The organism is Rathayibacter sp. Leaf296 (assembly GCF_001423045.1).
Lineage (GTDB): Bacteria > Actinomycetota > Actinomycetes > Actinomycetales > Microbacteriaceae > Rathayibacter > Rathayibacter caricis.
The window spans coordinates 1,848,239-1,871,223 of sequence record NZ_LMNR01000001.1; the positions used below are offsets into that span (position 1 = coordinate 1,848,239).

A 22,985-nucleotide genomic window follows, 5' to 3' on the forward strand; every position below is an offset into this window, starting at 1 on the left:
TGTCGGAGCACAGCGAGAGGAGACCACACAATGGCAGATCGAAGCTTGCGAGGAATGAGACTGGGTTCTCAGAGCCTGCAGAGCGAGGAGGGTGTCGTCTTCTCACCGCGTTCGACGCACACCTACCACTGCACGAACTGCGGCCACGACACCGACATGGTGTTCTCGGCCGACGCCGAGGCGCCGGAGACCTGGGAGTGCCGCGCGTGCGGTCACGAGGCCACCCTCCTGGTGGACTCGAAGCCCGTCGTCGTCGACCGCGGTGAGCAGAAGGCGCCCCGTACCCACTGGGACATGCTGCTCGAGCGCCGCACCCGCGCGGAGCTGGAGGAGCTGCTCGAGGAGCGGCTCGCCTACCTGCGCGCCCGTCGAGGCGAGCACAAGATCGGCGCTTAGCGCCGGTCTGCGTCCCGGGGCCGGGGAGCGCGCGTCCGCAGGACGAACGAGACCAGGCCCACGAGACCTGCGGCGAGGAAGTACCAGCCGAGGTTCCGGGACCACACCAGAGCCGGGGTCGTGGTGGAGGCGAGGGGGACCTCGTCCACCATGGCACCCGGCTCGAACCATGTCAGGGAGTCGAGCGTCGAGCCGTCGGGCGCGATGATCGCGCTCGTGCCGACCGTCGAGATGTTCACCACGCTCCGGCCGGTCTCGATCGCCCGCAGCCGCGCGATCGCGAGCTGCTGGACGCTCTCGTCCGTGCGCCCGAAGTCGGCGTTGTTGGTCTGGGCGAGGATGATCTCGGCATCGCCGTCGATCATCGCGTTCGTCAGTGCATCGTCCGAGATGTCGAAGCAGATCGCGATGCCCGCGAGCACCCCGTCGATGTCGAACACGTTCGGCCGGGTGCCGATCGAGTAGTCCCGGCTCACGAGATCGACGAGGTCCGGAGCGAACATCCGCCAGAACGCGCGATCCGGCATGTACTCGGCGAACGGCACCGGATGGACCTTGTCGTAGACCTGCGTCGCACCCTCCCCCGCCTTCCAGAGCAGCGAGCTGTTGTAGAAGACGTCCTCCTCGGGGTTCGTGATCGTGCCGACGACGAACGGCGCGTCCATGGTGCGGCTGAGGTAGTCGAGCACCGCGGCCGACTGGGCGTTGCGCGTCGGATCGATGTCGACGCCGTTCTCTGGCCAGACCACCATGTCGACGTCCTCGTCGAGCACGGGCAGCGTCGCGGAGGTGTGGTCCTCGAGGATCTGCCCGCGGTAGCTCTCCGAGAAGAGGCCGGCGTCGGAGTCGCCCTGGATCGCCGCGATGCGGGTCGTCCCGTCGGTCGGTGCCGGCCAGGCCGGGAACACGAGGGCGACGATCGCGAAGCCGGCGACGGTCGCGACACGCGCGGTGCCGGGGACCGAGACCTCGCGGACGGCCTGCGCCAGGAGCGCCGCGAGGAACGCCACCACGAAGCTCAGTCCCGTGAATCCGATCCAGGCGGCGAGATCGGCCAGCGGGCCCGTCGACTGCGAGAGCGCGAGCCTCCCCCAGGCGAAGCCGCCGTACGGCCAGACGCTCGTAATCGTCTCGCGACCCGCCCAGAGTGCGGCGAGCAGGGCCGGGATGCCGACCATGCGCCCGAGCGGTCCGGTCCAGACGAGGTGGCCGCGCGTGGACACGAGCGCCATCAGACCGGCGGAGAGGGCGAAGAAGATCGCCTGGAGTCCCGCCAGGGCCGCCCACGGCACGGGCCCGAGGTACAGCGTCAGCCACTCGATGTGGACGCCCCAGAACACGGCGCCGCCGACGAGGCCCACCAGCGCGCCGCTCCAGAAGCCGCGGCCGGCGAGCGCGGACAGGATGGCCGCGGCGCCGATGATCGCGAGCGGCCAGACGTCGGTGTCCGGGAACCCGCGGTCCAGGACCGCTCCCCCGAGCGCGGCGAGGATCAGCGCGAGCCACAGCGGTGCCGTGCGCCCCGGAGGCGCGGGAGTCGCTCCGATCATGCGACCGCGGAGTAGGCGACGATGCCCCGGCGCACGAGGTCGAGTGCCGTGCGGGCGGCGCGGCCGACCTTGCCGTCCGCCACCACCGAGAGCTGGTCGAGGAGGTCGATGGTCTGCTTCGCCCACCGGACGAAGTCACCGGCCGCCATGTCGGCCTCGCGCAGGACGGCGTCCAACGGCATCCCGCGCGCCCACATGTTCATCGCGAGCGCGAGGCTCGTCGAGATCGGGTTGCTGCCGGGCAGTCGGTGGTCTCGCTCGACGTCGTCGAGTCGCGCCCAGAGCAGCTGCGTCTTCTCGAGCGCCTCGGGGAACCCGCCGCGCGGGAGGAACTTCTCGTTGAGCGTCCCCTCCTCGCGCCGCGGCTCGAAGACGAGGCAGCACGCCATCGCCGCGAGGCCGGCCGGGTCGAGCTCCGTCCAGGCCTGCTTCCGGAGGCACTCCGCGACGAGCAGATCGCGCTCCCCGTAGATGCGGCGCAGGGTCCGCCCGTTCGGCGTGAGCGAGAGCTCGCCCGCGTCGTCGCGCCGGAAGTAGCCCAGCTCGAGGAGGACCTCGGTGATGCGATCGAAGACCTTGGCCACGGCTCCGGTGCGCGAGCGGATCTGGCGCTCGATCTCGTCGGTCTCCCGGCGGAGCTTCCACCACCGCTCGGCCCAGCGCGCGTGCTGCTCACGATCGGTGCAGGCGTGGCAGGGGTGCGCCTTCATCCGGCGGCGGAGCGAGGTCAGCTGCCCCTGCCTCTTCTCGCGCTCGGCGTGCGAGGCGGACTCCCCCCGGACCGCGCCGCGGCGCTCGAGCTCGCTGATCTCGCGCCGGATGGCCGCATACTCCTCGAAGTCGCCGAGGTGGCACTGCATGGCCGTGACGTAGCCGTCGAGCGACTCCTCCTGCTGCCGCACCCGTCGAGCGAGGTCGACGACGGAGCGATCGGCCTGGAACTGGGCGAACGAGGACTCGAGGATCTCGCGGGTCCGCGTCCGGCCGAACTGCTCGATGAGGTTGCAGGCCATGTTGTAGCTCGGCCGGAAGCTCGAGTTCAGCGGGTAGGTGCGGCGCGAGGCCAGCGACGCCACGGCCTGCGGGTTCATCCCGCCGCGCCACTGGATGACGGAGTGGCCCTCGACGTCGATGCCGCGCCGGCCCGCGCGACCGGTGAGCTGGGTGTACTCCCCCGGAGTGATGGGGACGCGGGCCTCGCCGTTGAACTTCTCGAGCTTCTCGAGCACGACCGTGCGAGCGGGCATGTTGATGCCGAGCGCGAGCGTCTCGGTCGCGAAGACGACTCGCACGAGCTTGCGCAGGAACAGCTCCTCGACGACCTCCTTGAAGGCGGGGAGCATGCCGGCGTGGTGCGCGGCGACCCCGCGCTGCAGTCCGTCGAGCCACTCCCAGTAGCCCAGGACGGCGAGATCCTCGTCGCGGATGGTGCGGCAGCGCTCCTCCACGACGGCGCGGATCTCATCGCGCTCGTGCCGCTCGGTGAGCCGGACCCCCGAGCGCAGCACCTGCCGCACTGCCTGATCGCAGCCTGCACGGCTGAAGACGAAGAAGATGGCGGGGAGGAGGTTCTTGCCCTCGAGGATCTCCACGACCTCGGAGCGCTGGACGAGATCGTCGGCCGGACGGGTGTCCTGGAACCGACCGCGGCCCCGGCCGCGCGGGCCGCCCCGGCCGCCGCGCTCGACTCGCGTCCCGCCCTGAGCGAGACGCGCCAGCTCGGGGTTGACCCGGTTCGTCGCGGCGCGGCCGGAGGAATCGAACAGGTCGAGCAGCTTGCCGCCGACGAGCACGTGCTGATCCAGCGGCACGGGCCGCTCCTCCGACACGATGACCTCGGTCTCGCCCCGGACGGTCTGCAGCCAGTCGCCGAACTCCTCGGCGTTCGACACCGTCGCGCTGAGCGAGACGAGGCGGACGCGCTGCGGGAGGTGGATGATGACCTCCTCCCACACCGCCCCGCGGAAGCGATCGGCGAGGTAGTGGACCTCGTCCATGACCACGTACGCGAGATCGCGCAGCAGATCGGAGTCGGCGTACAGCATGTTCCGCAGGACCTCGGTCGTCATGACGACGATGCGGGCCCGGGCGTTCACGTTCGAGTCGCCGGTGAGGAGGCCGACCTCGGACGCTCCGTAGTCCTCGACGAACTCCTGGAACTTCTGGTTGCTGAGCGCCTTCATCGGCGTCGTGTAGAACACCTTGGCGGTCGGGTCCTGCATGGCGAGGTGGATCGCGAACTCGGCGACGGCGGTCTTCCCAGCACCCGTGGGGGCCGCGACCAGGACGCTCCGACCGTCGTCGAGAGCGCTGCACGCCTCGTACTGGAACGGATCGAGGTCGAACGCGAGGGTCGAGCGGAACGACTCGACCCTCGCATGGCCCTGGCGGGTGCGGAACGCGGCGAAGCGCTCCGACGGGGACTGATCGCTCACGCGGGCAGGTCGGAGGCGGTGCCGTCGAACACCGGCTGGCGCTTCGCGACGCGACGGTCGTGGAGGATCGCGATGCCGCACGCGAGGAAGAACAGGACGATGATCGGGATCGCGAGCAGGAACATCGAGATCGGGTCGGCCGCAGGGGTCGCGATCGCGGTGAAGAAGACGATCACCATGATCGCGATGCGCCACGACTTCAGGATCAGCATCCCGGGCAGGATCCCGAGGAAGTTCAGCAGGACCAGGAACACCGGCAGCACGAACGCGATGCCGACCATCAGGACGAGCTTGAGGACGAAGTCGTAGTAGTACTTCGCGTCGATGAAGCTCGCCGCGTTGTCACCCGTGAAGCCCGTGAGCAGCTCGACGATGTGCGGGAAGACGAACCAGCCCGCCGCGCAGCCGGCGAAGAACAGCGGGATGGCGGTCAGGATGAACCCGAGCCCGTACCGCATCTCCTTCTTCGTGAGACCGGGCACGAGGAACGCCCAGATCTGGTAGAGCCACACCGGGCTCGCGATCACGATGCCGACGGTCATGGCGATCTGGAGGCGCAGATCGAAGGCGCCGGCGATCGTCGGGAAGTTGAGGATCGCCTCTTTGCCCTGGGTCGACGCCACCTCGAGGATGGGCGCCTTGAGCGACTCGAACACCCACTCCGAGACGAACCATCCGGCGATGCAACCGAGAACGATCGCGATCGCCGACTTGAAGAGCCGGTTGCGGAGCTCGATCAGGTGAGCGCCGAGGGACATGCGCCCCTCGGGATCCTTCCCCGATCGCTTCGTCCGTGGCTTCTTCGCTGCCACGGACGTCATTACTTGAGCGGTGACTCGGGCGGCGTGGTCGAGCCGGTGCCGGTGGTCGAGCCGGTGGTGGTGCCGGTGGACGACGCCGGACCCTCGGTGGAGTCCTTGCGCTCGGAGCCGTCCTCCTCCTTCATGGTCTTGACCTCGCTCTTGAAGATGCGCATCGACTGGCCGACGCTGCGCGCGAGCTGGGGCAGCTTGGGCGCACCGAAGAGCAGGAGGATCACAGCGAGGATGATGAGGAGGTGCCACCCCTGGAGGCCAGCGAACATTGCAGACTCACTTTGCTTGTCGGTTGCGGTGTATCAGGAGCTTACCCCGTTCGACTCGCACCGACCGGCGATCCTCAGTCCTGTCACGGCGGGAGTCGCGACGGGACTCGTGAGCCCGCCGCACCGCGTCGCGATCGGCGAAGAGCGACGACGACGGCCGGGTGACGACCGGGACGCCGCCCTCGGGCTGGATCGCGTCGAGCGTCGCGGTGAGCTCGTCGAGCTGCCCGAGGAGAGCGCGGCCCTTGCGCCAGTACGACACCAGGAAGAGCGCGAGCACCGCGAGCGCGGCGATCGCGAGCACCGCCCAGATCAGGATCCACGACCACCAGGTCACGACGCCTCCTCCCCGTTGACCCGCAGAGCGGCGAGAGTCCAGTCGGCGACGGCGTCGCGCGCGGCGGGCGGGGCGACGACGGTCACGAGGCCGGGCAGGGAGGCGACCAGGCGGGTGAGGCCCTCCAGGTGCGCCACGCGGATCCGGACGAGCACACCGGGCTCCTCCTGATCGGCGGGAACCGGCGGGAACTCGGCGTCCACGGCGTAGTCGCCGAGGAGCGGGACGGAGCTCGGCGCGACCCGGAGATCGACGAGAAGGTCGGAGTCGGACGCCTCGAAGAGGCGGTCCGGCAGAGTGACCTCGTTGCGGCGCCGCACGATCGGCGATCCCGTGTCGGCGAGCCCGCGCATCCGATCGACGCGGAACGTGCGGACGCCCTCGCGGAGGTGGCACCAGCCCCGGAGGTACCAGTCGCGGTCGACGGACTCGAGGAGGAAGGGGTCGACCAGTCGCGACTCCGTCTCGCCGCGGGCGTTGCGGTAGTCGAAGGCGAGCTGGGTCCCTGCGGCCAGAGCGGTCCGGATCACCTCGAGCCCGGCATCGGCCCCGGTGCCCCGCGCGACGGCCACCGCGCTCGGCGCCGAGGAGGCTCCGCGCGACAGCTTGCCCATCAGAGCGGCGATGCGGTCGTTGCCCTGGTTCTCGGGCAGCGCGGCGAGGTACTGCATGCCGGCGATCAGGGCCGCCGCCTCCCGCGCCGAGAAGCGGGGCGAGTCGTCGATCGCGACCTGCTGGGTGAGGACGACGTGATCGTTCTCCTCGAAGTCGTCCCAGCTGATGTCGAACAGGTCGTTCGCCTGGTACTGGGCCGTCTCTCCGGGGATCCCCGACACGGCGATGAGGCGGACGGCGCGCCGCACCTCCTCCGGGGCGATGTCGAAGTGCTCGGCGACCTCGCCGACGCTGACGCGGCCGCGGTCGAGCAGGTACGGGACGAGGGAGAGCAGGACCGCGAGGCGGTCGCGGGCCTGGAGCGTGCGGGGCCTAGCCATCGTGGCTCCCTCCGGAGGCGGGCTGCGGGCGGTGGTCGGACAGGGAGCGTCGCAGACGCCGGACCACCGCGTCGCGCAGCTCGAGCGGCTCGAGGACGACGACCTCCGGGCCGTAGCCCGCGAGCTCGTCCGCCAGGATGTCGGCGTCGGTGAAGTGGAGGCGGAGCAGGTGCTCGCCCTCCCCCGCCGTCTCGGCACGGCGGCCGAGGCGCAGTGCCGCATCGGAGTCCGGCGCCACCCGCAGGAGCGCGGTGTTGCGGCGCAGCACGTCGTCGAGCTGGGCGAGCGCCGCGACCGCGTGGTCCCCCTCCTCCGGAGCGAAGGTGCGGCCCGCCGACGCGACCGGCCCGACGATGCGCGAGAGGAGGAAGGTGCGCGTCCCCTCGGCACCCTCGTCCCAGGCGTGCAGGTGCCAACGGCCCTGGTGGTTCACGAGGGCCCGAGGCCGGACGACGCGCACGCGCGGCTCGGCGGCACCGGGCTTGAGGTAGGGGAAGCGGACGACCTGACCGCGGTCGAGCGCGGTGCTCAGCGGTTCGAAGGAGGCTTCACGGACCCGGATCGACGGGCTGATCCCGATCACGGGGTCGACCGACTCCACGCCGATCGAGCGGAGCTTGATCAGCGCCCGGCGGGATTCGGCCGAGAGGGTGCCCTCGCGCCACACCGCACCGGCGAGGCGGAGCAGGGCGACCTCCTCCGGATCGAAGGAGATGTCGGCGGGGAGGTCGTAGCTGCGCTTCGCGATGCGGTAGCGCACGGTCTGCGTGTTGCCCGGATCGCCCGGGGCGTCGACCGTCTCGATCGGGATGCCGAGCTCGCGCAGATCGTCCTTGTCTCGCTCGAACTGCCGCTCGAGCGAGGCGCGATCGCCGCGGTCGGACCGCTGGCGGTAGCCCTGGACGGTCGAGAGGACGTCCGCCTTGGTGAGTCCGTTCTCGGCGGCCACGAGGGCGAGCACGAGGTTGAACAGACGCTCCTCGGCCGGGATGCGGCTCGAGGGAGAAGCGTCGGCGGGCACGCCCTCCAGTCTAGGGCGCGGCCCGGGCACGGCCTGCCCGAGCGGCGCCGGGGACTCAGACGGTGCCGAGGATGTCCGCGACGAAGATCAGCGTCGACCCGGCGGGGATGGCTCCCTGCTCGGTGTCGCCGTAGCCCTGGTCGGGCGGGATGATCGCGATGACCTGCGAGCCGACGGGCTGGTCGATGAGGGCCTCGGCGAAGCCGGGGATCACTCCGCCCTGGGTCGTGGAGCCGTCGGCCGCGGTGAAGACGACCGGCGCGCCCTTCTCCCAGCTGGAGTCGAAGGTCTCGCCCGTGCTCCAGAGCCAGCCGGTGTACGCGACGACGACCTGGTCGCCTTCTTCGACGACCTCGCCGTCGCCCTTCTTCAGCTGGGCGATCTCGAGCTCGGTCGGCGCGTCGCCCGAGGGCTTCGCCAGCCCCGGCTGCCCGTTCTCGTCGAGGGTCACGGTCGGGAAGCCGCTGGGAGCGGGCTGCTGCTCCCCGTTCGCGCGGGCGAGCGAGGCGCTCTGCACGTCGGCGACCAGGACGAGGGTGTCCTCGGGGGAGATGCCGAGCTGGGCGGAGGACTCGCCGAAGCCGTCCTCCGGGGCGATCGCGATCGCGACGCGCGAGCCGACCTGCGTGCAGAGCAGGCCGTCGTTCAGGCCCACCAGACCGGAGCCGCCCACGGCGAAGCGCGCGGTGCTCTCGCCGTCGTACGGGGAGGCCTCGAGCACGCTGCCGTCGGCGCCGTTGACGAGCGTGTAGTCGATCGTGACCAGCTGGCCCTTCTCGAGCGGGTCGCCCGAGCCCTCGATCAGGGTGCTGACCTGCGAGGTCGAGACCTTCAGCGGGCTCGGCACCGTCACGTCGGGCTGCGAGCCGAAGTCGCCGGTCGCCTCGACCGCCGACGACGAGTCGCCGGAGGAGAAGGGGGCGTCGCAGTCGGCCGTCGGCGAGGACGCGGAGCATCCCGCGAGAGCGGCGACGATGCCGATGCTGGCGATGAGCGCGGTGGTGCGGCGCACGGGTCCTCTATTCGACGGGTGGAGCGGGGGCCCGCGTGCGGGGCCATCGGGACGGCGGCCCGGAGGCCGGAATCAGCTTAGACGATGCCCTCGTCGCCCTCGGAGCCGTCCGAGGGCTCCTCGGCGCCGAAGCCGCGCGCCCGCGACAGCTCGGCGCTGGTCGCCGATTCGCGGACCCGCTTGCGCAGGCTCTTCGGGCTGACCGCCCGCTCGCCGAGGGCGCCGGGGGTCCAGGCCTCGACGTCCTCGTCGCTGAAGTCGGTCTTGGACGGGCGGCGCTTGAGCTCGGGGAGCACGGTGTCCGGAGCGAGCCGGCGCGCGGTGATCAGGAAGCCGGTGTGCCCGATCATCCGGTGGTCGGGCCGCACGGCCAGGCCCTCGACGTGCCAGCCGCGCACCATCGTCTCGTTGGAGGCGGGGTTGGTGAAGAGGCCGGACGCGCGGATCGCCTCGGCCGTCCGCGAGAGCTGCGTCACGGTCGCGACGTAGCAGAGGAGCACTCCGCCGGGGGTGAGTGCCTCTGCGGCGACGTCGAGGCACTCCCACGGCGCGAGCATGTCGAGGACGACGCGGTCCGCCTCGCCTGCGGGCACCGCTCCGGGCAGCTCGTCGACGAGGTCGCCGACCGTGACGCTCCAGTTGTCGGGCGTGTAGCCGAGGAACGTCTCGACGTTGGCGCGGGCGACGTCGGCGAACTCGTCGCGGCGCTCGAAGGACGCCAGACGGCCGGTCGGGCCGACCGCGCGCAGGAGCCACAGCGAGAGGGCTCCGGAGCCCACGCCCGCCTCGACGACGCGGGCGCCGGGGAACACGTCCGCGAGCGCGAGGATCTGGGCGGCGTCCTTCGGGTAGACGATCGCCGCTCCTCGAGGCATCGACATCACGAAGTCGGCCAGGAGCGGTCGGAGGGCCAGGTGCTCCACCCCGACGGTGTTGACGACCACGGATCCGTCGGGCAGCCCGATGACCGTGTCGTGCTCGATCCCTCCGCGGTGCGTGTGGAAGACCTTGCCCGGGACGAGCGTGATGGTGTTCATCCGCCCCTTCGGCCCGGTCAGTTGGACGCGGTCGCCCGCGCGGAAGGGGCCGGAATGCTGCAGTGCCTCACCGGTCATCGGAGGGCCTCCGTCTCGGTTCTGAGCGGTCGGTCGCCGCGGTGCTCGGAGGACACCAGCGCGAGGTCCGCGAGGGTGCGGCCCGCGAGGGTGGGCCAGAGGGAGTATGGAGCGTCGGGGTCGAGCTCGAGCTGGTGGGGCACGCCGATCGCGGCGGCGCCGGAGGCGACGGCGGCGGCGAGGCCCGCGTGCGAGTCCTCGATCGCCACGCACGCGCCGACCGGAACGCCGAGGGTCCGCGCGGCGAGCAGGTACGCCTCGGGGTCGGGCTTGCTCCGCTCCACCATGTCGCCGCTGACGACGGCGTCGAACGCCGGGAAGGGCAGGCGGTCGACGACGGCGTGCGCCATCCGTCCGACGGACATCGTCACCAGCGCCTGCGGCACGCCCGCGGCACGCACCGCGGCGAGGAGCTCGAGCGCCCCGGGTCGCCACGGGATCTCGACGGCCAGCTGCGCGACGACCTCGTCGGTCATCCGGTCGATGATCTGCTCGACGCTGAGGTCGACGCCCTTGCCCTGCAGGATGCGGGCGGAGGCGGGCAGCCCCGATCCGACGAGGCTCATCGCGTCCTCGTGCGTCCAGACGCCGCCGTAGGACGCGACGAGCGCGTGCTCGGAGGCCATCCAGTACGGCTCGGTGTCGACGAGCGTGCCGTCCATGTCCCAGAGGACCGCGGCCGGGGCGTCGGGAGTCGGGCGCGCGGCGGAGGAGTCGGAAGTCACGAGCGACCATCGTACCGGCAGCCCTGCGGGAGCCGTCCGTACGCGGACAGCGGAAAGCACCGGTGCCGCGCGGGCGCGGGCGGGGCGGGTCCTATCCTTGTGCAACGGGTGCCCGCGGACCGCGCAGGCCCGGACCTCGAGCCGAACGCGGAGATCGTGCCTATGAACGTGATCAAGGGAAACGTCCTCGTCGTGGCCTTCGAAGGCTGGAACGACGCGGGGGACGCCGCGAGCGGGGCGGTCCGCCTCGTCAAGGACGACGGCGACTACGTGCCCCTGTTCGCGGTCGACGCCGAGCAGTACTACGACTTCCAGTACACCCGTCCGATGCTCTCGATCGGCGAAGACGGCCGGCGCACGCTCGCGTGGCCCGGCACGCAGATCTTCGGACCGGCCGACACGTCCGTCCATGCCGAGAGCGCGCTCTACGTGATGATCGGCACCGAGCCGTCGCGCAGCTGGAAGAGCTTCGCCGCCGAGGTCGTCGACGCGATGCTCGCCATCGACATCTCGGCCGTCGTGTTCCTCGGCGCGATGCTCGCCGACGTCCCGCACACCCGGCCGATCTCGATCTTCGCCTCGAGCGAGAACGCCGAGCTGCGCTCCGAGCTCGAGCTCGAGCGCTCGAGCTACGAGGGCCCGGTCGGGATCCTCAGCGTGATCGGCGAGGCCGCGCAGAAGGTCGGGATCCCCGCCGTCTCGATCTGGGCCTCGGTCCCCCACTACGTGCACAACGCGCCCTCGCCCAAGGCGATGCTGGCGCTGCTCGAGAAGCTCGAGGAGGTCGTCGGCCTGGGCATCCCCCGCGGCGACCTCGTCGAGGAGGCCGAGGAGTGGGAGCGCGGGATCGACGCACTTGCGGCCGACGACGAGGAGATGGCCGCCTACATCGCCCAGCTCGAGCAGGCGCGCGACACCGTCGACTCGCCCGAGGCGAGCGGCGAGGCCATCGCACAGGAGTTCGAGCGCTACCTCCGTCGCCGCGGCGACGGCCGCTCGGGCGAGGAGCCCTGGCGGGCGTGACCCGCTGAGCCGCGCGTCGCCGCGGCTCCTGCCGGGGATCAGCCCAGGCGGATCCCGAGCAGGGCGTCGGCGGTGTCGCGCAGCATCGCGGGGTCGTCGACCCCGGTCGCGGCGACCGCGTCCAGGAGTGCGATCGCGCCCGGAGTGTCCAGGTCCTCGCGGAGGACGGCGCGGAGCCGCTCGAGCACCTCGAGTGCCGAGGCGGTCCCGGTCGCCGCGAGCGACGCCTCCCAGCGGCCGAGGCGCTCGACGGCCGCGGGCAGATCCTCCGGCAGCCACTCCCAGTCCGAGCGGTAGTGGTGCGCGAGGAGCGCGAGGCGGATCGCCCGCGGATCCGCTCCCTGGGCGCGCAGTCGCGACACCAGCACGAGGTTGCCGAGCGACTTGCTCATCTTCTCGCCCTCGTAGCCGACCATGCCGGCGTGCGCATAGGCGCGGGCGAGCGGGCGGCCGGACAGCGAGGCGGCGTGACCGGCGCTGAACTCGTGGTGCGGGAAGACGAGGTCGCTCCCGCCGCCCTGCAGCGTGAAGTCGGGCCCGAGCCGATCGAGCGCGATGACCGAGCACTCGATGTGCCAGCCGGGGCGGCCGCGACCGACGGCGGAGTCCCAGGCGGGCTCCCCCGGGCGCTCGGCGCGCCAGAGCAGCGGGTCGAGCGGATGCCGCTTGCCGGAACGCTCCGGATCACCGCCGCGGAGCGCGAACAGCTCGGCCATGGTGGCGGAGTCGAGTCGACTCTCGCTGCCGAGGTGCCAGACGGCGCTCTCCGCCGCGGCGACGTCGTAGTAGAGGTCCGCGGCTCCCTCGGTCGTCGCGTCGGGCGCGGGGACGCGGTAGGCCACTCCGTCGCGCTCGAGACGGGCGACCGCGCCGGCGATCGGCTCGACGGTCTCGGTGACGCCGACGTAGTGCGCGGGCGGCAGGATGCGCAGCGCGGCCATGTCACCGCGGAACAGCTCCACCTGCTCCTCGGCGAGGTCCCGCCAGTCGACGCCGGTCGCCGTCGCGCGCTCGAGCAGCGGGTCGTCGACGTCGGTGATGTTCTGCGCGTAGTCGACCTCGAGACCGGCGTCGCGCCAGAGCCGCTGCACGGTGTCGAAGGCGAGATAGGTCGACGCGTGGCCGAGATGGGTCGCGTCGTACGGCGTGATTCCGCAGACGTAGAGGCGGGCGGTCCCGTCCGTGGCGGTGAGCTCGACGAGCCCGCCGGTCGAGGTGTCGTGGATCCGGGGCACGGGTCCGGCTCCCGGCAGAGCGGGGAGGTCCGGGGAGGTCCAGGCGCGCATCTAGGCGGCGATGAGCCCGGTGCTGAGCGCGACCATCAGGACACCGCCGAGCAGGATCCGGTAGATCACGAACGGGAGGAAGCTGCGGCGCGAGATGTAGCCCATGAAGAACGCGATCACGACGAAGCCGACGACGAACGCGACCACCGTCGCCACGAGGGTCTCGACTCCGCCGACCTGGATCTGGTTCGGCAGCACCTCGGGATCGGTGAGGCTCTTGTAGAGCTGGTAGAGCCCGCTGCCGAACACGGCGGGGATCGCCAGGAGGAACGAGTAGCGGGCCGCCGCGGCGCGCTCGTAGCCCATGAAGAGCCCGGCGGTGATGGTGCCGCCCGAGCGCGAGACGCCCGGGATGAGGGCCAGCGCCTGCGCGCCGCCGTAGATGAGTCCGTCGCGGCCGTTCAGGTCGCGCAGGCGGCGCTTCTTCGCTCCGACGTGGTCGGCGATGCCGAGCAGGATGCCGAAGAGGATGAGCGTCGTGGCGACCACCCACAGCGAGCGGAGCGTCGTCTCGATGGCGTCCTGGAAGATCAGGCCGAGGACGATGATCGGGAGGCTGCCGATGATGATCAGCCAGCCCATCCGGGCGTTCGGGTCGGAGCGGGGCACGCGGCCCACGAGCGAGCGGCACCAGCTGCCGACGATCTTCACGATGTCGCGCCAGAAGTAGATGATCACCGCGGTCTCGGTGCCCAGCTGCGTGATCGCGGTGAACGCCGCACCCGTGTCGCGGCCGCCCAGGCCCGGCAGCAGCTCGCTGACGATGCGGAGGTGGGCGCTGGAGGAGATGGGGAGGAATTCGGTCAGACCCTGGACGAGTCCCAGGATCAGCGCTTCGAGCAGGCCCATGCGTCACTTTCGAGGAGGGCTGGGGCGTCGTCGGCCAGCAGGCGGTCGGTGGCGGTCGGAAGGCCGGCCTCAGGATCGCAGGAGCAGATCGGTCAGGACCTTCCTGCCAAACACTAGTGCGTCGAGCGGAACCCGCTCATCGACCCCGTGGAACAGCGCCGGGAAGTCGAGGGACCCCGGCAGCTGCAGCGGCGCGAAGCCGTAGCCCGTGATGCCGAGCGTCGAGAGGGCCTTGTTGTCGGTCCCTCCGGAGAGCAGGTAGGGCAGCACCTCGGCCTCGGGGTCGAAGCGCCGGAGCGACGCCGCCATGCTGTCGACCAGGGGGCCCGCGAACGGGACCTCGAGGCCGATGTCGCGGTGCTGGACCTCGATCTCGATGTGCTCGCCCGCGAGCTCGCGGATGCGCTCGAGCACCGCGTCCTCCTCGCCGGGGAGCACGCGGACGTCGACGACGGCCTCGGCGAACTCGGGGATGACGTTGGCCTTGTAGCCGGCGGAGAGCATCGAGGGGTTCGCGGTGGTGCGCAGCGTGGCCGCGATGAAGCGCGAGGCGGTGCCCGTGGCGATGGCGAGCTCCTCCGGAGTGCTGCGCTGGGGGTCGCGGCCGAGGATGCGGGCGACCTCGCCGAGGAGTTCGCGCGTGGTGTCGGTGAGGCGGGTGGGCCACTCCTCGCTGCCGATGCGCGCGATCGCCTCGGCCAGGCGCGTGACCGCGTTCTCGCGGTTGATCTGCGAACCGTGGCCGGCGGTGCCGCGGGCGCGGAGCTTCAGCCAGAGCAGCGCCTTCTCGCCGGTCTGCACGAGGTAGGCGCGCGTGCCGTCGAGGTCGATGGAGTAGCCGCCGACCTCGCTGATCGCCTCGGTCGCTCCGTCGAACAGCTCGGGCCGGGTCTTCACGAGGTGCCCGGAGCCGCGCACGCCGCCCGCCTCCTCGTCGGCGAAGAACGCGACGACGAGGTCGCGGGAGGGGCGCCGGCCGGAGCGGAGGACGTCGCCGAGCGACGCCAGGATCATCGCGTCCATGTTCTTCATGTCGACGGCGCCGCGGCCCCAGAGCATGCCGTCCTTGATGACGCCGCCGAAGGGGTCCACGCTCCAGTCCTCGGCGATCGCCGGGACCACGTCGAGGTGCCCGTGCACGACGAGGGCGCCGCGCTCGCGGTCCTCCCCCGCGACCCGGGCGACGACGCTCGTGCGCCCCGGGTCGGAGTCGACGAGCTCCGGCTCGAGGCCGAGGTCGCGCAGGTACGACGCGACGTACTCGGCGGCCTCCCGCTCGGGCTCCGCCCGGCCCTCGCCGTAGTTGCTCGTGTCGAAGCGGATGAGGTCGCGCGCGATCAGCGCGGTCTCGTCGAGCTCCTGGTCGGGGACGGAGGAGGAGGAGGCGCTGGTCATGCCCCCACGCTACCGGCGGGCCGCGGTCATGGACCGCTCCGAAACCGTGCTAATGTCTTCTTCGGCCGCGGAAACGCAGGCCGGAAACAACACTCGTCCGGGTGGCGGAAATGGCAGACGCGCTAGCTTGAGGTGCTAGTGCCCGTATAGGGCGTGGGGGTTCAAGTCCCCCCTCGGACACAGATCGAGAACGACGCATCGGAACCCCTGTCCCTCTTCGGAGGAGCGGGGGTTCTCGCGTTTCCGGAGGTCATCTTGAGGATCCGCTCGGTCGATTCGGTCGGGGATCGGGCCGGCGGGCGGTCTCGGATCACGCCCGCGGGATCGTGCGGGCCGCCCACTCGCGGATCACGCGGTCGAACCGCTCCGGGTCGAGGTTGTACTCCCCTCCGTGCACCGTGTCGGGGAACGCGGCGACCTCGACGAACCGCGCGTTCGCCGTGGCGAAGCGCTCCGTCAGTGCGAAGGGCACCTCGGGATCGCCGACGGAGTGCACGACGAGGGTCGGCACGGACACCAGCGGACCGGCGCCCCAGTCGAGTGCGTCGAGGTCGATCGGAGCGGGGAGACCGACGATCCTGCTGAGGACCGGATCGCCGAGGGCCCACTCCGCGAGCCGTCCCGCCCCGCGCGGCAGACCGGCGCGAGCGGCGCCGTGACGGATCGCTCCGCGCCAGGTGGTCGCGGGGCAGACGAGGACGAGGCCGGCGATGCGGGCGCGGTGCGCGGAGCGCTCCTGGAGCAGGAGCGCGATCTGCGCGCCGAGAGACCAGCCGACGAGGACGATCGACCGGGCGCCCTGCGCGACGGCGTGATCCAGCGCCGCCTCCACGTCGGCCCACTCGGCCTGTCCGAGCATCGACGCGCCCCGCGGAGTGTCGGGTCCGTCGCCGTCGCCGCGGAAGGAGGGGACGATCGAGGTGAAGCCGAGCTGCCGGGCGACGGGGACGGAGCGCAGCGACGTGACGCGCGTGGTGCGGATGCCGTGGATGTGCACGGTCCAGACGTCGGCCGCGGGGCCCGCGCCCGGGAAGACCCAGGCGGGTGCCCTTCCTCCGGAAACGGCGAGGTCGACGGAGCCGACCTCGACCCCGAGCTGCTGCGGCACGGCGAACACGTGACCGGTCCACCGGACGGGACCCGGGCTGATCGTGGCGCCCCAGGAGTGGAGGACCTCGCGCTCGACCAGGCGTCCCGAGTCGCGTGTGCCGAGAACTGCGCCGACGCGCACGTGACCGTCGCGCGACGGGGACCAGATCCCGAAGGACCCGGGACGGGTCGTCGCGTCGTCGGCGTCGAGGACGACGGACGCGGCCGACGCCGAGTGGAGACGCACGAACCTCGGACGGCCGCCGAGCACGACGCGGCGGGCGAGCAGCACCCCGACCGCGGCGGCCACGGCTCCGACCGCCCCTGCCGCGGCGACGACGGTCGCGGCGGCGCGCTCCCCCGGCACCGGGCTCAGACGGCGGCCGCGCGGGCGGACGTCCAGCCCAGGGCGGGCGCGACCGACTCGGCGATGGTCTGCAGGAGCCGCGCGTTGTACTCGACGCCCAACTGGTTCGGGACCGTGAGCAGGAGCGTGTCCGCCTCCTGCACGGCGGCGTCGGCGGCGAGCTCCGAGGCGATGAGGTCGGGCTCGCCGGTGTAGCTGCGGCCGAAGCGCGCCGGCACACCCTCGAGGGACGCGACCTGGTCCGCTCCCCCGCGGCCGCCGAAGTAGAGGCGGTCGAGCTCGCTCGTGATCGGGAGGACGCTGCGCGAGACCGAGACGCGCGGCTCGCGCTGCCAGCCGGCCTCGGCCCAGGCCGAGCGGTACTCGCGGATCTGCCGGGCCTGGAGCTCGTCGAACGGGATGCCCTCCTCCTCGAGCAGGAGGGTCGAGGACTGGAGGTTCATGCCCTGCTCGGCGGCCCAGCGCGCCGTGGCGAAGCTGCCGGCGCCCCACCAGATGCGGTCCTCGAGTCCGGGAGAGCGCGGTTCGATCGGGAGCGGGAGCGACTGACGCGTCATCGCCGGGTCGGACTGCGCCACGGGAGCACCGGACAGCGCCTCCCGGAAGAGCTGCACCTTGTGCCGGGCGAGGTCGGCGTCGGTCATTCCTTCCGGGGGCACGAAGCCGAACGCCTCGGAGCCGCGCAGAGCGGTCTCGGGCGATCCCCGGCTCACGCCGAGCTCGAGCCTGCCGCCCGAGATGAGGTCGGTCGCCGCCGCCTCCTCGGCCATGTAGAGGGGGTTCTCGTAGCGCATGTCGATCACGCCCGTGCCGATCTCGATGCGGCGGGTGCGAGCGGCGATCGCTGCCAGCAGCGGGAAGGGCGAGGCGAGCTGCGTCGCGAAGTGGTGCACGCGCACGTAGGCGCCGTCGAGGCCGATCTCCTCCGCCGCCTCGGCGAGCTCGATGGTCTGGAGGAGCACGTCGCGCGCGGTGTGGGTCATCGACCCCGGCACCGACTGGTAGTGGCCGAAGGAGAGGAAGCCGATGCGCGAGACCATGCCTGCTTCAGCGCCCGCGGACGGCTCGGTATTCCCCCGGGCCGGATCTCAGAGCGCTTCGAAGTCGGCCGAGATCGACGCGGCGATCTCGATGTCCTCGGGCTTCAGGGCGAGCGGCTCCTCGTGGGAGGCGAAGGCGGCGGCGCGGCTCATCGTGCCGTAGCCGCCTCCTCCGCCCGAGGTGTGCGGCCGCAGACCGGGCTCGAACAGGGTGAGCACGCGGGGCTGGCCGAGCCCGAGGGCGGACGCGTACGCGGCGGCCCGCTCCTGCGCGTCGCGGACGGCCGCCACGCGGACCTCGCGCTCCACGCTCGCCCGCCGGGCGGCGGTCAGATCCCAGTCGACTCCCGAGACGACGACGCCCGGCAGTCCGGACACCGATGACACCCATCGCCCGAGGGCGTCGAAGTCCCGGTACTTGACCCGCACGCTCGCGGCGGCGATGTGGAAGACCTCGGCCACGTCCGAGTCCTTGAGGAACCGGCGGACCGTCGAGACCGACACCTGGTCGGCGGACCACCACGTGGCCGCTCCGGACTGCTGCTCGGCGCGCGCCTGGTCGCGGACGGTGGCGTGCAGCGACGAGACCTCGGCGAGCACCGCCGAGCGGGACCGCGACTCGCGGCGGATCTCGAGGCGGACGGTCCCCCGCTCGGCGGGGTGGAAGTGCTGCGCGGTGCCGCTGACGGTGAGGGTGACCATGCCCTCATGGTGCCCCATCCGCCTCCGCCGCGCCCCTCCGCCGCCCTCCGGTGTGCTGCCGCGTCACCCGCGCGACTCGAGCGACCTCCGGATCGTGTCGGCGAGGGCGCGCTCGACGGAGAGGTTGCTGAGGATCTGCTCGCGGTAGCCGCCCCGGGCGGGCGGGACGAGGCGTCCCGAGACCGGGTCGGCGGATCCGCGGAGGGCGCGCTCGCCGTCGGCGATCGACTGCTCGAGCAGCTCGAGACGTCGTGCGAGACGGTCGGAGACGAAGCCCTCGGCGGTGATCCGCTCGTCGGGGGCGGTGGGGAGGGGCGAGGTGGTCGCGGTCATGGTGGTCCGATCCTTCGGGGCGCCCGGAATCGGCGCCGTCACCAGAGAGACACGGGAGAGGCCGTTCCATGACGCGGTGGCGCGGAATCGAGGTCACGAGTGGCGCGAAGCATCGCCTCCGGATCAGTCGCGGAAGACCGAGAGGTGCTGGTTCTCGACGATCGCGAGGGTGCGCACGAGGCGGGTGTAGCGCTCGACGAGCTCCCCCTCCTCGGCGCCCTGGCCCAGCAGGGCCGAGATGCTCTCGGCGGGGAACAGCCCGACGATCTCCATCGCGACGGCCCTGGCGTGCTCGAACGACAGCGCGCGGGCGTACTCGAGGGCGCGGGCGAGCTGGGGGCGCTCGCCGTCGGCGGGCCGGGCGTCCGCTCCGCTCGCCGCGGCGTGCGCCAGGACGGCCACGAACACGCGGGCGATCTCGTCGACGCGCAGGGCCCGCACGAGCGTGAGCAGGCGGGAGGAGACGCGCGTCACTCCGCGGGCCAGGAGCTCGCCGCTCAACGCGCGCACCTCGATGACGTCGCCGCCCGTGAACTCCCCCGACACCCGCTTGATCCCGGAGGCGAAGAGGCTCGACCCGGAGTGGACGCTCCGCTCGGCCTCGAGGTTGATCTCGACCCGGCCGCGCGCCGTGGCGACGCCCGAGATCCAGCGCTGCTCCATGGCGGGGTGCGCGTGCACCGCGCGGACGAGCGTGCCCGGGCCGGGGCTCTCGAGGGCGCGCAGGATGACCTCGGGGGTCCGCGCGCCGGCGATCCTCGTCGAGACGCCGTTGTGCGCGGCGAGCTCGGCCGCCTTCAGCTTCGAGCGGATCCCTCCGCGTCCGGTGCCGCCCTTCTGCACGCCGATGCCGCGCAGCTCGGCGATGCCCAGCTCGTCGAGGTGCACGCCCTCGGCGATGCTGCCGGCGAAGACGCCGGGGACGTCGGTGAGGAGCAGGAGGAGGTCGGCGCCCAGGAGCATCGCGAGGCCGCCGGCGACCCCGTCGTTGTCCGAGCCCGCCGAGTCGATGGTGTCGTTGCCGTTGACGATCGGGACCACTCCGGCGTCGAGCGCGTGGCGAATCGCCTCGGCCACGTGCGACATCTGCCGAGGGGAGGCCAGGTCGGACTCGCCGATCAGGATCTGGGCGACGAGCGACCCGGACAGCTCGGCGACCGAGCGGTAGAAGCCCATGAGCACGGTCTGGCCCACCGCGGCGGCGAGCCTCGAGCTGATCGGCTCGTCCTGCGAGCGGGCGAAGAGGGCGCGGCCGGAGGAGACGGCGCCGGAGGAGACGAGGACGACGTCCCAGCCGAGGCCGTGGGCCGTGAAGGCGCTCTCGAGGGCGCTGGCGAGCAGCACGGGGTCGGGGCCGGACTGCTTGGTGACGGAGCTCGAGCCCATCTTCACCACCAGGGTGCGTCTGCGCGGTGCGACCCCCTCGTCGGAGGAGGGAGCGGCGGCGGAATCGGGCAGTGCGTCGGGCATGGCCCCCATGGTAGAGCTGAGCACTCCCTCCCCGATTACCGAGCGGTGGTCGGTAATCGGGTAGCGTGCCCGATGGAGCCGACGAGGGCTCCCCCTCGGAAGGACCTCCCATGACAGCGTCGTCAGCATCCTCGCCCACCGGCTCGCCCGTGGACCGCCGCTACCTCGATCCACTCCGGCCCGTCGAGGAGCGGGTGCGGATCCTGCTCGGGCAGATGACCCTCGAGGAGAAGGCGGGCCTGCTCTTCCAGACGATGATCGTGCTGGGCGAGGGCGGGGCGCTCGCCGGAGCGGACGACGCTTTCGGACTCCCCTCCACCTCCGAGATGGTGCTCGAGCGGAGGATGACCCACTTCAACCTCCTGGGCGGGGCGCAGGCGTCGGCGCGCGAGATCGCGGAGTGGCACAACCGGCTGCAGGAGCTCGCCGCCTCGACCCGCCTCGGCATTCCCGTGACCGTGTCCACCGATCCGCGCCACTCCTTCACCGACAACCCCGGCACGGGATCGTCCGCCGCGGCGTTCTCGCAGTGGCCGGAGCCGCTCGGACTCGGGGCGATCGGGGACGAGGCCCTCGTCGAGCGCTTCGGCGACATCGCACGGCGGGAGTACCTCGCCGTCGGGCTGCGGGTGGCGCTGCATCCGCAGATCGACCTGGCGACGGAGTCGCGCTGGGCGCGGCAGGTCGGCACGTTCGGCGAGGACGCCGATCTCACGGGGCGATTGGGCGCGGCCTACATCCGCGGGTTCCAGGGCGCCGCGCTCGGCCCCGAGTCGGTCGCGACGATGACCAAGCACTTCCCGGGCGGCGGACCGCAGAAGGACGGCGAGGATCCGCACTTCGCCTACGGACGCGAGCAGGTGTACCCGGGCGGCAACGCCGAGTACCACCTGCGGCCGTTCGAGAAGGCGTTCGAGGCCGGGACGAGCCAGATCATGCCCTACTACGGGATGCCGGTCGGCACCGAGCACGAGGAGGTCGGCTTCGGCTTCAACCGCTCGGTGATCACGGGGCTGCTGCGGGAGCGGTTCGGGTTCGACGGCGTCGTGTGCACCGACTGGGGGCTGCTCACGGACGCCGACATCCTCGGCGACCGGCACCCGGCCCGCGCCTGGGGCGTCGAGCACCTCACCGTGCCGGAGCGGATGGCGAAGGCGCTGGACGCGGGCGTCGACCAGTTCGGCGGCGAGGCGATACCGGAGGTGCTCGTCCAGCTGGTGCGCGACGGGGTGGTCGAAGAGGAGCGCCTGGACGTCTCGGTGCGGCGGCTGCTGCGGGAGAAGTTCGTGCTGGGGCTGTTCGACGCGCGCTCGGTCGACCCGCTGCGAGCGGAGGAGGTGGTGGGGTCCGCGGAGTTCCGCGCCGCGGGCGAGGACGCCCAACGGGCGGCCGTCACGGTGCTCGCGCACGACGACGTCCTGCCGGTGCGACGCGGTGTGCGGCTGTACGTCGAGGGGGTCTCCCCCGAGGCCGCCGCCGGGTACGGCGAGGTGGTGGAGTCGCCGGGGGAGGCGGAGCTCGCCGTGATCCGCCTGCAGGCGCCCTTCGAGCAGCGGACGACGGCGTTCGAGGGCTTCTTCCACGCGGGGTCGCTGGAGTTCCCGGACGAGGTCGTCGCGCACGTGCTGGACATCGCGGGGCGGGTGCCGACGATCGTGGTCGTGTTCCTGGACCGGCCGGCCGTCCTGACTCCGTTCGTGGGATCGACCGCGGCGCTGCTCGCGGAGTTCGGGGCGTCGGACGAGGCGGTGCTGGACGTGCTGGTCGGCGGATCCGCTCCCCGGGGAAGGCTGCCGATGGACCTGCCGCGCTCGATGGCGGCGGCCGCGGCGCGGCGGCCCGATGTGCCGTTCGACACCGTGGATCCGCTGTTCCGCTTCGGCCACGGGCTGCGGATCGGCGCGGCGGAGTAGTGGTTCGGGAGGGGTGGAGGCTCCTCTTCAGGACCGGGATGACGGTGCTCGGGCGTAGTCTCCGAGGACCGCATCGGGGATGTCGGTGGCGATTGACATACTCGAACACATGTTCGAATATGGGCAGATGACAGCCTCCTCCCCCACCCTCTCCGAGGGGACGGCCGAGGCTGCGGAGCCGCTGCTGCGCCAGCTCGCGTCGGTGAAGGAGCTGCAGTCGCGGATCCGCGACATGCAGGCCACCACGCTCGAGACGAAGAGCCTGGCGACGCTGCCGGCGTTCGCCTCGGTGCTGCCGGGAGGCGCGCTGAAGCAGGGCGCCGCCTACTCGGTCGAGGGGTCCCTGAGCCTCGCGATGGGGCTGCTCGCGGGCCCGTCCTCCGAGGGGGCGTGGTGCGGGGTCGTCGGCGTGCCCGAGTTCGGGGCCGAGGCGGCGGCCGGCATCGGGATCGATCTCGAGCGGCTGGTGCTCGTGCCCGCTCCGGCGGAGCACTGGCTCACCGTCACCGCCGCGCTCGTCGACGTCCTCACCGTCGTGCTGACCCGGTCGCCCGCCTCCGTCTCCTCGGCCGACGTCTCCCGGCTCGGCGCCCGGCTCCGCCAGCGCGGAGCGGCACTCGTCGTGCTCGGCGAGTGGCCGCAGGCCGAGGCGCGGCTCAGCATCCGCAGCAGCCGCTGGGAGGGGCTGGGGGCCGGTCACGGCTATCTGCGGTCCCGCGAGGCCCTCGTCGACGTCGTCGGTCGCGCGGGGACCCGCGTGCGGACCGTGCGGATGAGCATGCCGGGCGCCGACCAGGCCTTCGGAGTGCACCACGAGCACTCACGGCTGCGCGAACGGGCGGTGTGAG

The 22,985-nt window shown here is 72.1% G+C and carries 22 protein-coding genes and 1 tRNA gene; 5 read left to right on the forward strand and 18 right to left on the reverse strand.

From position 1 onward, the window contains the following. Positions 1-30 precede the first annotated feature (30 nt). The gene (locus ASF46_RS08595) at positions 31-396 is read left to right on the forward strand and encodes an RNA polymerase-binding protein RbpA (protein WP_055792134.1); all 366 of its coding nucleotides are present in this window, start codon (positions 31-33) and stop codon (positions 394-396) included. On the opposite strand, the gene lnt is transcribed toward ASF46_RS08595, so the two are convergent. The 10 genes from lnt to ASF46_RS08645 all read right to left on the reverse strand — a co-directional run bounded on the left by lnt (position 393) and on the right by ASF46_RS08645 (position 10,670). Next, positions 393-1,946, reverse strand: a complete 1,554-nt coding sequence (gene lnt / locus ASF46_RS08600) for an apolipoprotein N-acyltransferase (RefSeq protein WP_056867132.1) — start codon at positions 1,944-1,946, stop codon at positions 393-395. The genes ASF46_RS08595 and lnt overlap by 4 nt on opposite strands. Next, the gene (locus ASF46_RS08605) at positions 1,943-4,381 is read right to left on the reverse strand and encodes a DEAD/DEAH box helicase (protein WP_056867133.1); all 2,439 of its coding nucleotides are present in this window, start codon (positions 4,379-4,381) and stop codon (positions 1,943-1,945) included. The genes lnt and ASF46_RS08605 overlap by 4 nt, the downstream gene beginning before the upstream one ends. Next, positions 4,378-5,139, reverse strand: coding sequence for a twin-arginine translocase subunit TatC (gene tatC / locus ASF46_RS08610; protein ID WP_055792125.1), 762 nt, complete (start codon positions 5,137-5,139; stop codon positions 4,378-4,380). The genes ASF46_RS08605 and tatC overlap by 4 nt, the downstream gene beginning before the upstream one ends. Positions 5,140-5,201: 62 nt before the next feature. After that, positions 5,202-5,465 carry a Sec-independent protein translocase subunit TatA gene (tatA, locus tag ASF46_RS08615; RefSeq protein WP_056867134.1) on the reverse strand — a complete coding sequence of 88 codons (264 nt, stop codon included), beginning with the start codon at positions 5,463-5,465 and terminating at the stop codon, positions 5,202-5,204. 7 nt (positions 5,466-5,472) lie between these two features. Beyond that, entirely contained in the window at positions 5,473-5,802 is a 330-nt protein-coding gene (locus ASF46_RS08620) for a hypothetical protein (protein WP_056867135.1), read from the reverse strand. Continuing rightward, positions 5,799-6,797: a helix-turn-helix transcriptional regulator gene (locus ASF46_RS08625; protein WP_056867136.1), complete on the reverse strand. Its 999-nt coding sequence runs from the start codon at positions 6,795-6,797 to the stop codon at positions 5,799-5,801. Before ASF46_RS08625 ends, ASF46_RS08620 begins: the two co-directional genes overlap by 4 nt. Further along, positions 6,790-7,818, reverse strand: coding sequence for a helix-turn-helix transcriptional regulator (locus ASF46_RS08630; protein WP_056867137.1), 1,029 nt, complete (start codon positions 7,816-7,818; stop codon positions 6,790-6,792). Before ASF46_RS08630 ends, ASF46_RS08625 begins: the two co-directional genes overlap by 8 nt. Before the next feature lie 55 nt (positions 7,819-7,873). Further along, positions 7,874-8,830 (reverse strand): FKBP-type peptidyl-prolyl cis-trans isomerase, encoded by a 957-nt coding sequence (locus tag ASF46_RS08635; RefSeq protein ID WP_056867138.1) that lies wholly within the window; start codon positions 8,828-8,830, stop codon positions 7,874-7,876. A gap of 77 nt (positions 8,831-8,907) precedes the next feature. After that, complete coding sequence (locus ASF46_RS08640) at positions 8,908-9,945, reverse strand: tRNA (adenine-N1)-methyltransferase (protein WP_056867139.1); 1,038 nt, start codon at positions 9,943-9,945, stop codon at positions 8,908-8,910. Next, positions 9,942-10,670 (reverse strand): HAD family hydrolase, encoded by a 729-nt coding sequence (locus ASF46_RS08645; protein ID WP_268788638.1) that lies wholly within the window; start codon positions 10,668-10,670, stop codon positions 9,942-9,944. Before ASF46_RS08645 ends, ASF46_RS08640 begins: the two co-directional genes overlap by 4 nt. A 162-nt stretch (positions 10,671-10,832) precedes the next feature. Here ASF46_RS08645 and ASF46_RS08650 point away from each other — a divergent pair, with 162 nt between their 5' ends. Beyond that, on the forward strand, positions 10,833-11,693 hold the full coding sequence (locus ASF46_RS08650; RefSeq protein ID WP_056867140.1) for a proteasome assembly chaperone family protein: 861 nt from the start codon (positions 10,833-10,835) through the stop codon (positions 11,691-11,693). 38 nt (positions 11,694-11,731) lie between these two features. Here the strand turns inward: ASF46_RS08650 and mshC are convergent, their stop codons facing one another. The 3 genes from mshC to ASF46_RS08665 form a co-directional block, all read right to left on the reverse strand. Continuing rightward, positions 11,732-12,979, reverse strand: coding sequence for a cysteine--1-D-myo-inosityl 2-amino-2-deoxy-alpha-D-glucopyranoside ligase (mshC, locus tag ASF46_RS08655; RefSeq protein WP_056867141.1), 1,248 nt, complete (start codon positions 12,977-12,979; stop codon positions 11,732-11,734). Continuing rightward, positions 12,980-13,828 carry an undecaprenyl-diphosphate phosphatase gene (locus ASF46_RS08660; RefSeq protein ID WP_056867142.1) on the reverse strand — a complete coding sequence of 283 codons (849 nt, stop codon included), beginning with the start codon at positions 13,826-13,828 and terminating at the stop codon, positions 12,980-12,982. Between the two features lie 69 nt (positions 13,829-13,897). Further along, complete coding sequence (locus ASF46_RS08665) at positions 13,898-15,223, reverse strand: M20/M25/M40 family metallo-hydrolase (RefSeq protein ID WP_056867143.1); 1,326 nt, start codon at positions 15,221-15,223, stop codon at positions 13,898-13,900. A gap of 95 nt (positions 15,224-15,318) precedes the next feature. Here ASF46_RS08665 and ASF46_RS08670 point away from each other — a divergent pair. After that, positions 15,319-15,403 (forward strand) — tRNA-Leu (locus ASF46_RS08670). A 130-nt stretch (positions 15,404-15,533) separates the two neighbouring features. Here the strand turns inward: ASF46_RS08670 and ASF46_RS08675 are convergent. The 5 genes from ASF46_RS08675 to proB form a co-directional block, all read right to left on the reverse strand. After that, a complete protein-coding gene (locus ASF46_RS08675) occupies positions 15,534-16,679 on the reverse strand; it encodes an alpha/beta hydrolase family protein (protein WP_056867144.1) in 1,146 nt (381 codons plus the stop codon). 5 nt (positions 16,680-16,684) lie between these two features. Continuing rightward, a complete protein-coding gene (locus tag ASF46_RS08680) occupies positions 16,685-17,719 on the reverse strand; it encodes an LLM class flavin-dependent oxidoreductase (protein WP_056867145.1) in 1,035 nt (344 codons plus the stop codon). Between the two features lie 48 nt (positions 17,720-17,767). Continuing rightward, positions 17,768-18,421 (reverse strand): SIMPL domain-containing protein, encoded by a 654-nt coding sequence (locus tag ASF46_RS08685; RefSeq protein WP_056867146.1) that lies wholly within the window; start codon positions 18,419-18,421, stop codon positions 17,768-17,770. Between the two features lie 63 nt (positions 18,422-18,484). Further along, positions 18,485-18,754 (reverse strand): hypothetical protein, encoded by a 270-nt coding sequence (locus ASF46_RS08690; RefSeq protein ID WP_056867147.1) that lies wholly within the window; start codon positions 18,752-18,754, stop codon positions 18,485-18,487. 123 nt (positions 18,755-18,877) lie between these two features. Beyond that, positions 18,878-20,224 carry a glutamate 5-kinase gene (gene proB, locus ASF46_RS08695; protein ID WP_056867148.1) on the reverse strand — a complete coding sequence of 449 codons (1,347 nt, stop codon included), beginning with the start codon at positions 20,222-20,224 and terminating at the stop codon, positions 18,878-18,880. 110 nt (positions 20,225-20,334) lie between these two features. On the opposite strand from proB, the gene ASF46_RS08700 reads away from it, so the two are divergent. Both ASF46_RS08700 and ASF46_RS08705 read left to right on the forward strand, forming a co-directional pair. Continuing rightward, positions 20,335-22,137 (forward strand): glycoside hydrolase family 3 protein, encoded by a 1,803-nt coding sequence (locus ASF46_RS08700; protein ID WP_056867149.1) that lies wholly within the window; start codon positions 20,335-20,337, stop codon positions 22,135-22,137. Positions 22,138-22,264: 127 nt separating this feature from the next. After that, entirely contained in the window at positions 22,265-22,984 is a 720-nt protein-coding gene (locus tag ASF46_RS08705) for a hypothetical protein (RefSeq protein ID WP_056867150.1), read from the forward strand. Position 22,985: the final 1 nt, after the last annotated feature.

Excerpts from the sequence above, each read along its gene's own strand:
- ASF46_RS08595 (WP_055792134.1), top strand. The coding sequence starts at position 31 with ATGGCAGATCGAAGCTTGCGAGGAATGAGACTGGGTTCTCAGAGCCTG.
- lnt (WP_056867132.1), bottom strand. The coding sequence starts at position 1,946 with ATGATCGGAGCGACTCCCGCGCCTCCGGGGCGCACGGCACCGCTGTGG.
- tatC (WP_055792125.1), bottom strand. The coding sequence starts at position 5,139 with ATGTCCCTCGGCGCTCACCTGATCGAGCTCCGCAACCGGCTCTTCAAG.
- tatA (WP_056867134.1), bottom strand. The coding sequence starts at position 5,465 with ATGTTCGCTGGCCTCCAGGGGTGGCACCTCCTCATCATCCTCGCTGTG.
- ASF46_RS08625 (WP_056867136.1), bottom strand. The coding sequence starts at position 6,797 with ATGGCTAGGCCCCGCACGCTCCAGGCCCGCGACCGCCTCGCGGTCCTG.
- ASF46_RS08640 (WP_056867139.1), bottom strand. The coding sequence starts at position 9,945 with ATGACCGGTGAGGCACTGCAGCATTCCGGCCCCTTCCGCGCGGGCGAC.
- ASF46_RS08650 (WP_056867140.1), top strand. The coding sequence starts at position 10,833 with ATGAACGTGATCAAGGGAAACGTCCTCGTCGTGGCCTTCGAAGGCTGG.
- mshC (WP_056867141.1), bottom strand. The coding sequence starts at position 12,979 with ATGCGCGCCTGGACCTCCCCGGACCTCCCCGCTCTGCCGGGAGCCGGA.
- ASF46_RS08660 (WP_056867142.1), bottom strand. The coding sequence starts at position 13,828 with ATGGGCCTGCTCGAAGCGCTGATCCTGGGACTCGTCCAGGGTCTGACC.
- ASF46_RS08665 (WP_056867143.1), bottom strand. The coding sequence starts at position 15,223 with ATGACCAGCGCCTCCTCCTCCTCCGTCCCCGACCAGGAGCTCGACGAG.
- ASF46_RS08680 (WP_056867145.1), bottom strand. The coding sequence starts at position 17,719 with ATGGTCTCGCGCATCGGCTTCCTCTCCTTCGGCCACTACCAGTCGGTG.
- ASF46_RS08685 (WP_056867146.1), bottom strand. The coding sequence starts at position 18,421 with ATGGTCACCCTCACCGTCAGCGGCACCGCGCAGCACTTCCACCCCGCC.
- ASF46_RS08690 (WP_056867147.1), bottom strand. The coding sequence starts at position 18,754 with ATGACCGCGACCACCTCGCCCCTCCCCACCGCCCCCGACGAGCGGATC.
- proB (WP_056867148.1), bottom strand. The coding sequence starts at position 20,224 with ATGCCCGACGCACTGCCCGATTCCGCCGCCGCTCCCTCCTCCGACGAG.
- ASF46_RS08700 (WP_056867149.1), top strand. The coding sequence starts at position 20,335 with ATGACAGCGTCGTCAGCATCCTCGCCCACCGGCTCGCCCGTGGACCGC.
- ASF46_RS08705 (WP_056867150.1), top strand. The coding sequence starts at position 22,265 with ATGACAGCCTCCTCCCCCACCCTCTCCGAGGGGACGGCCGAGGCTGCG.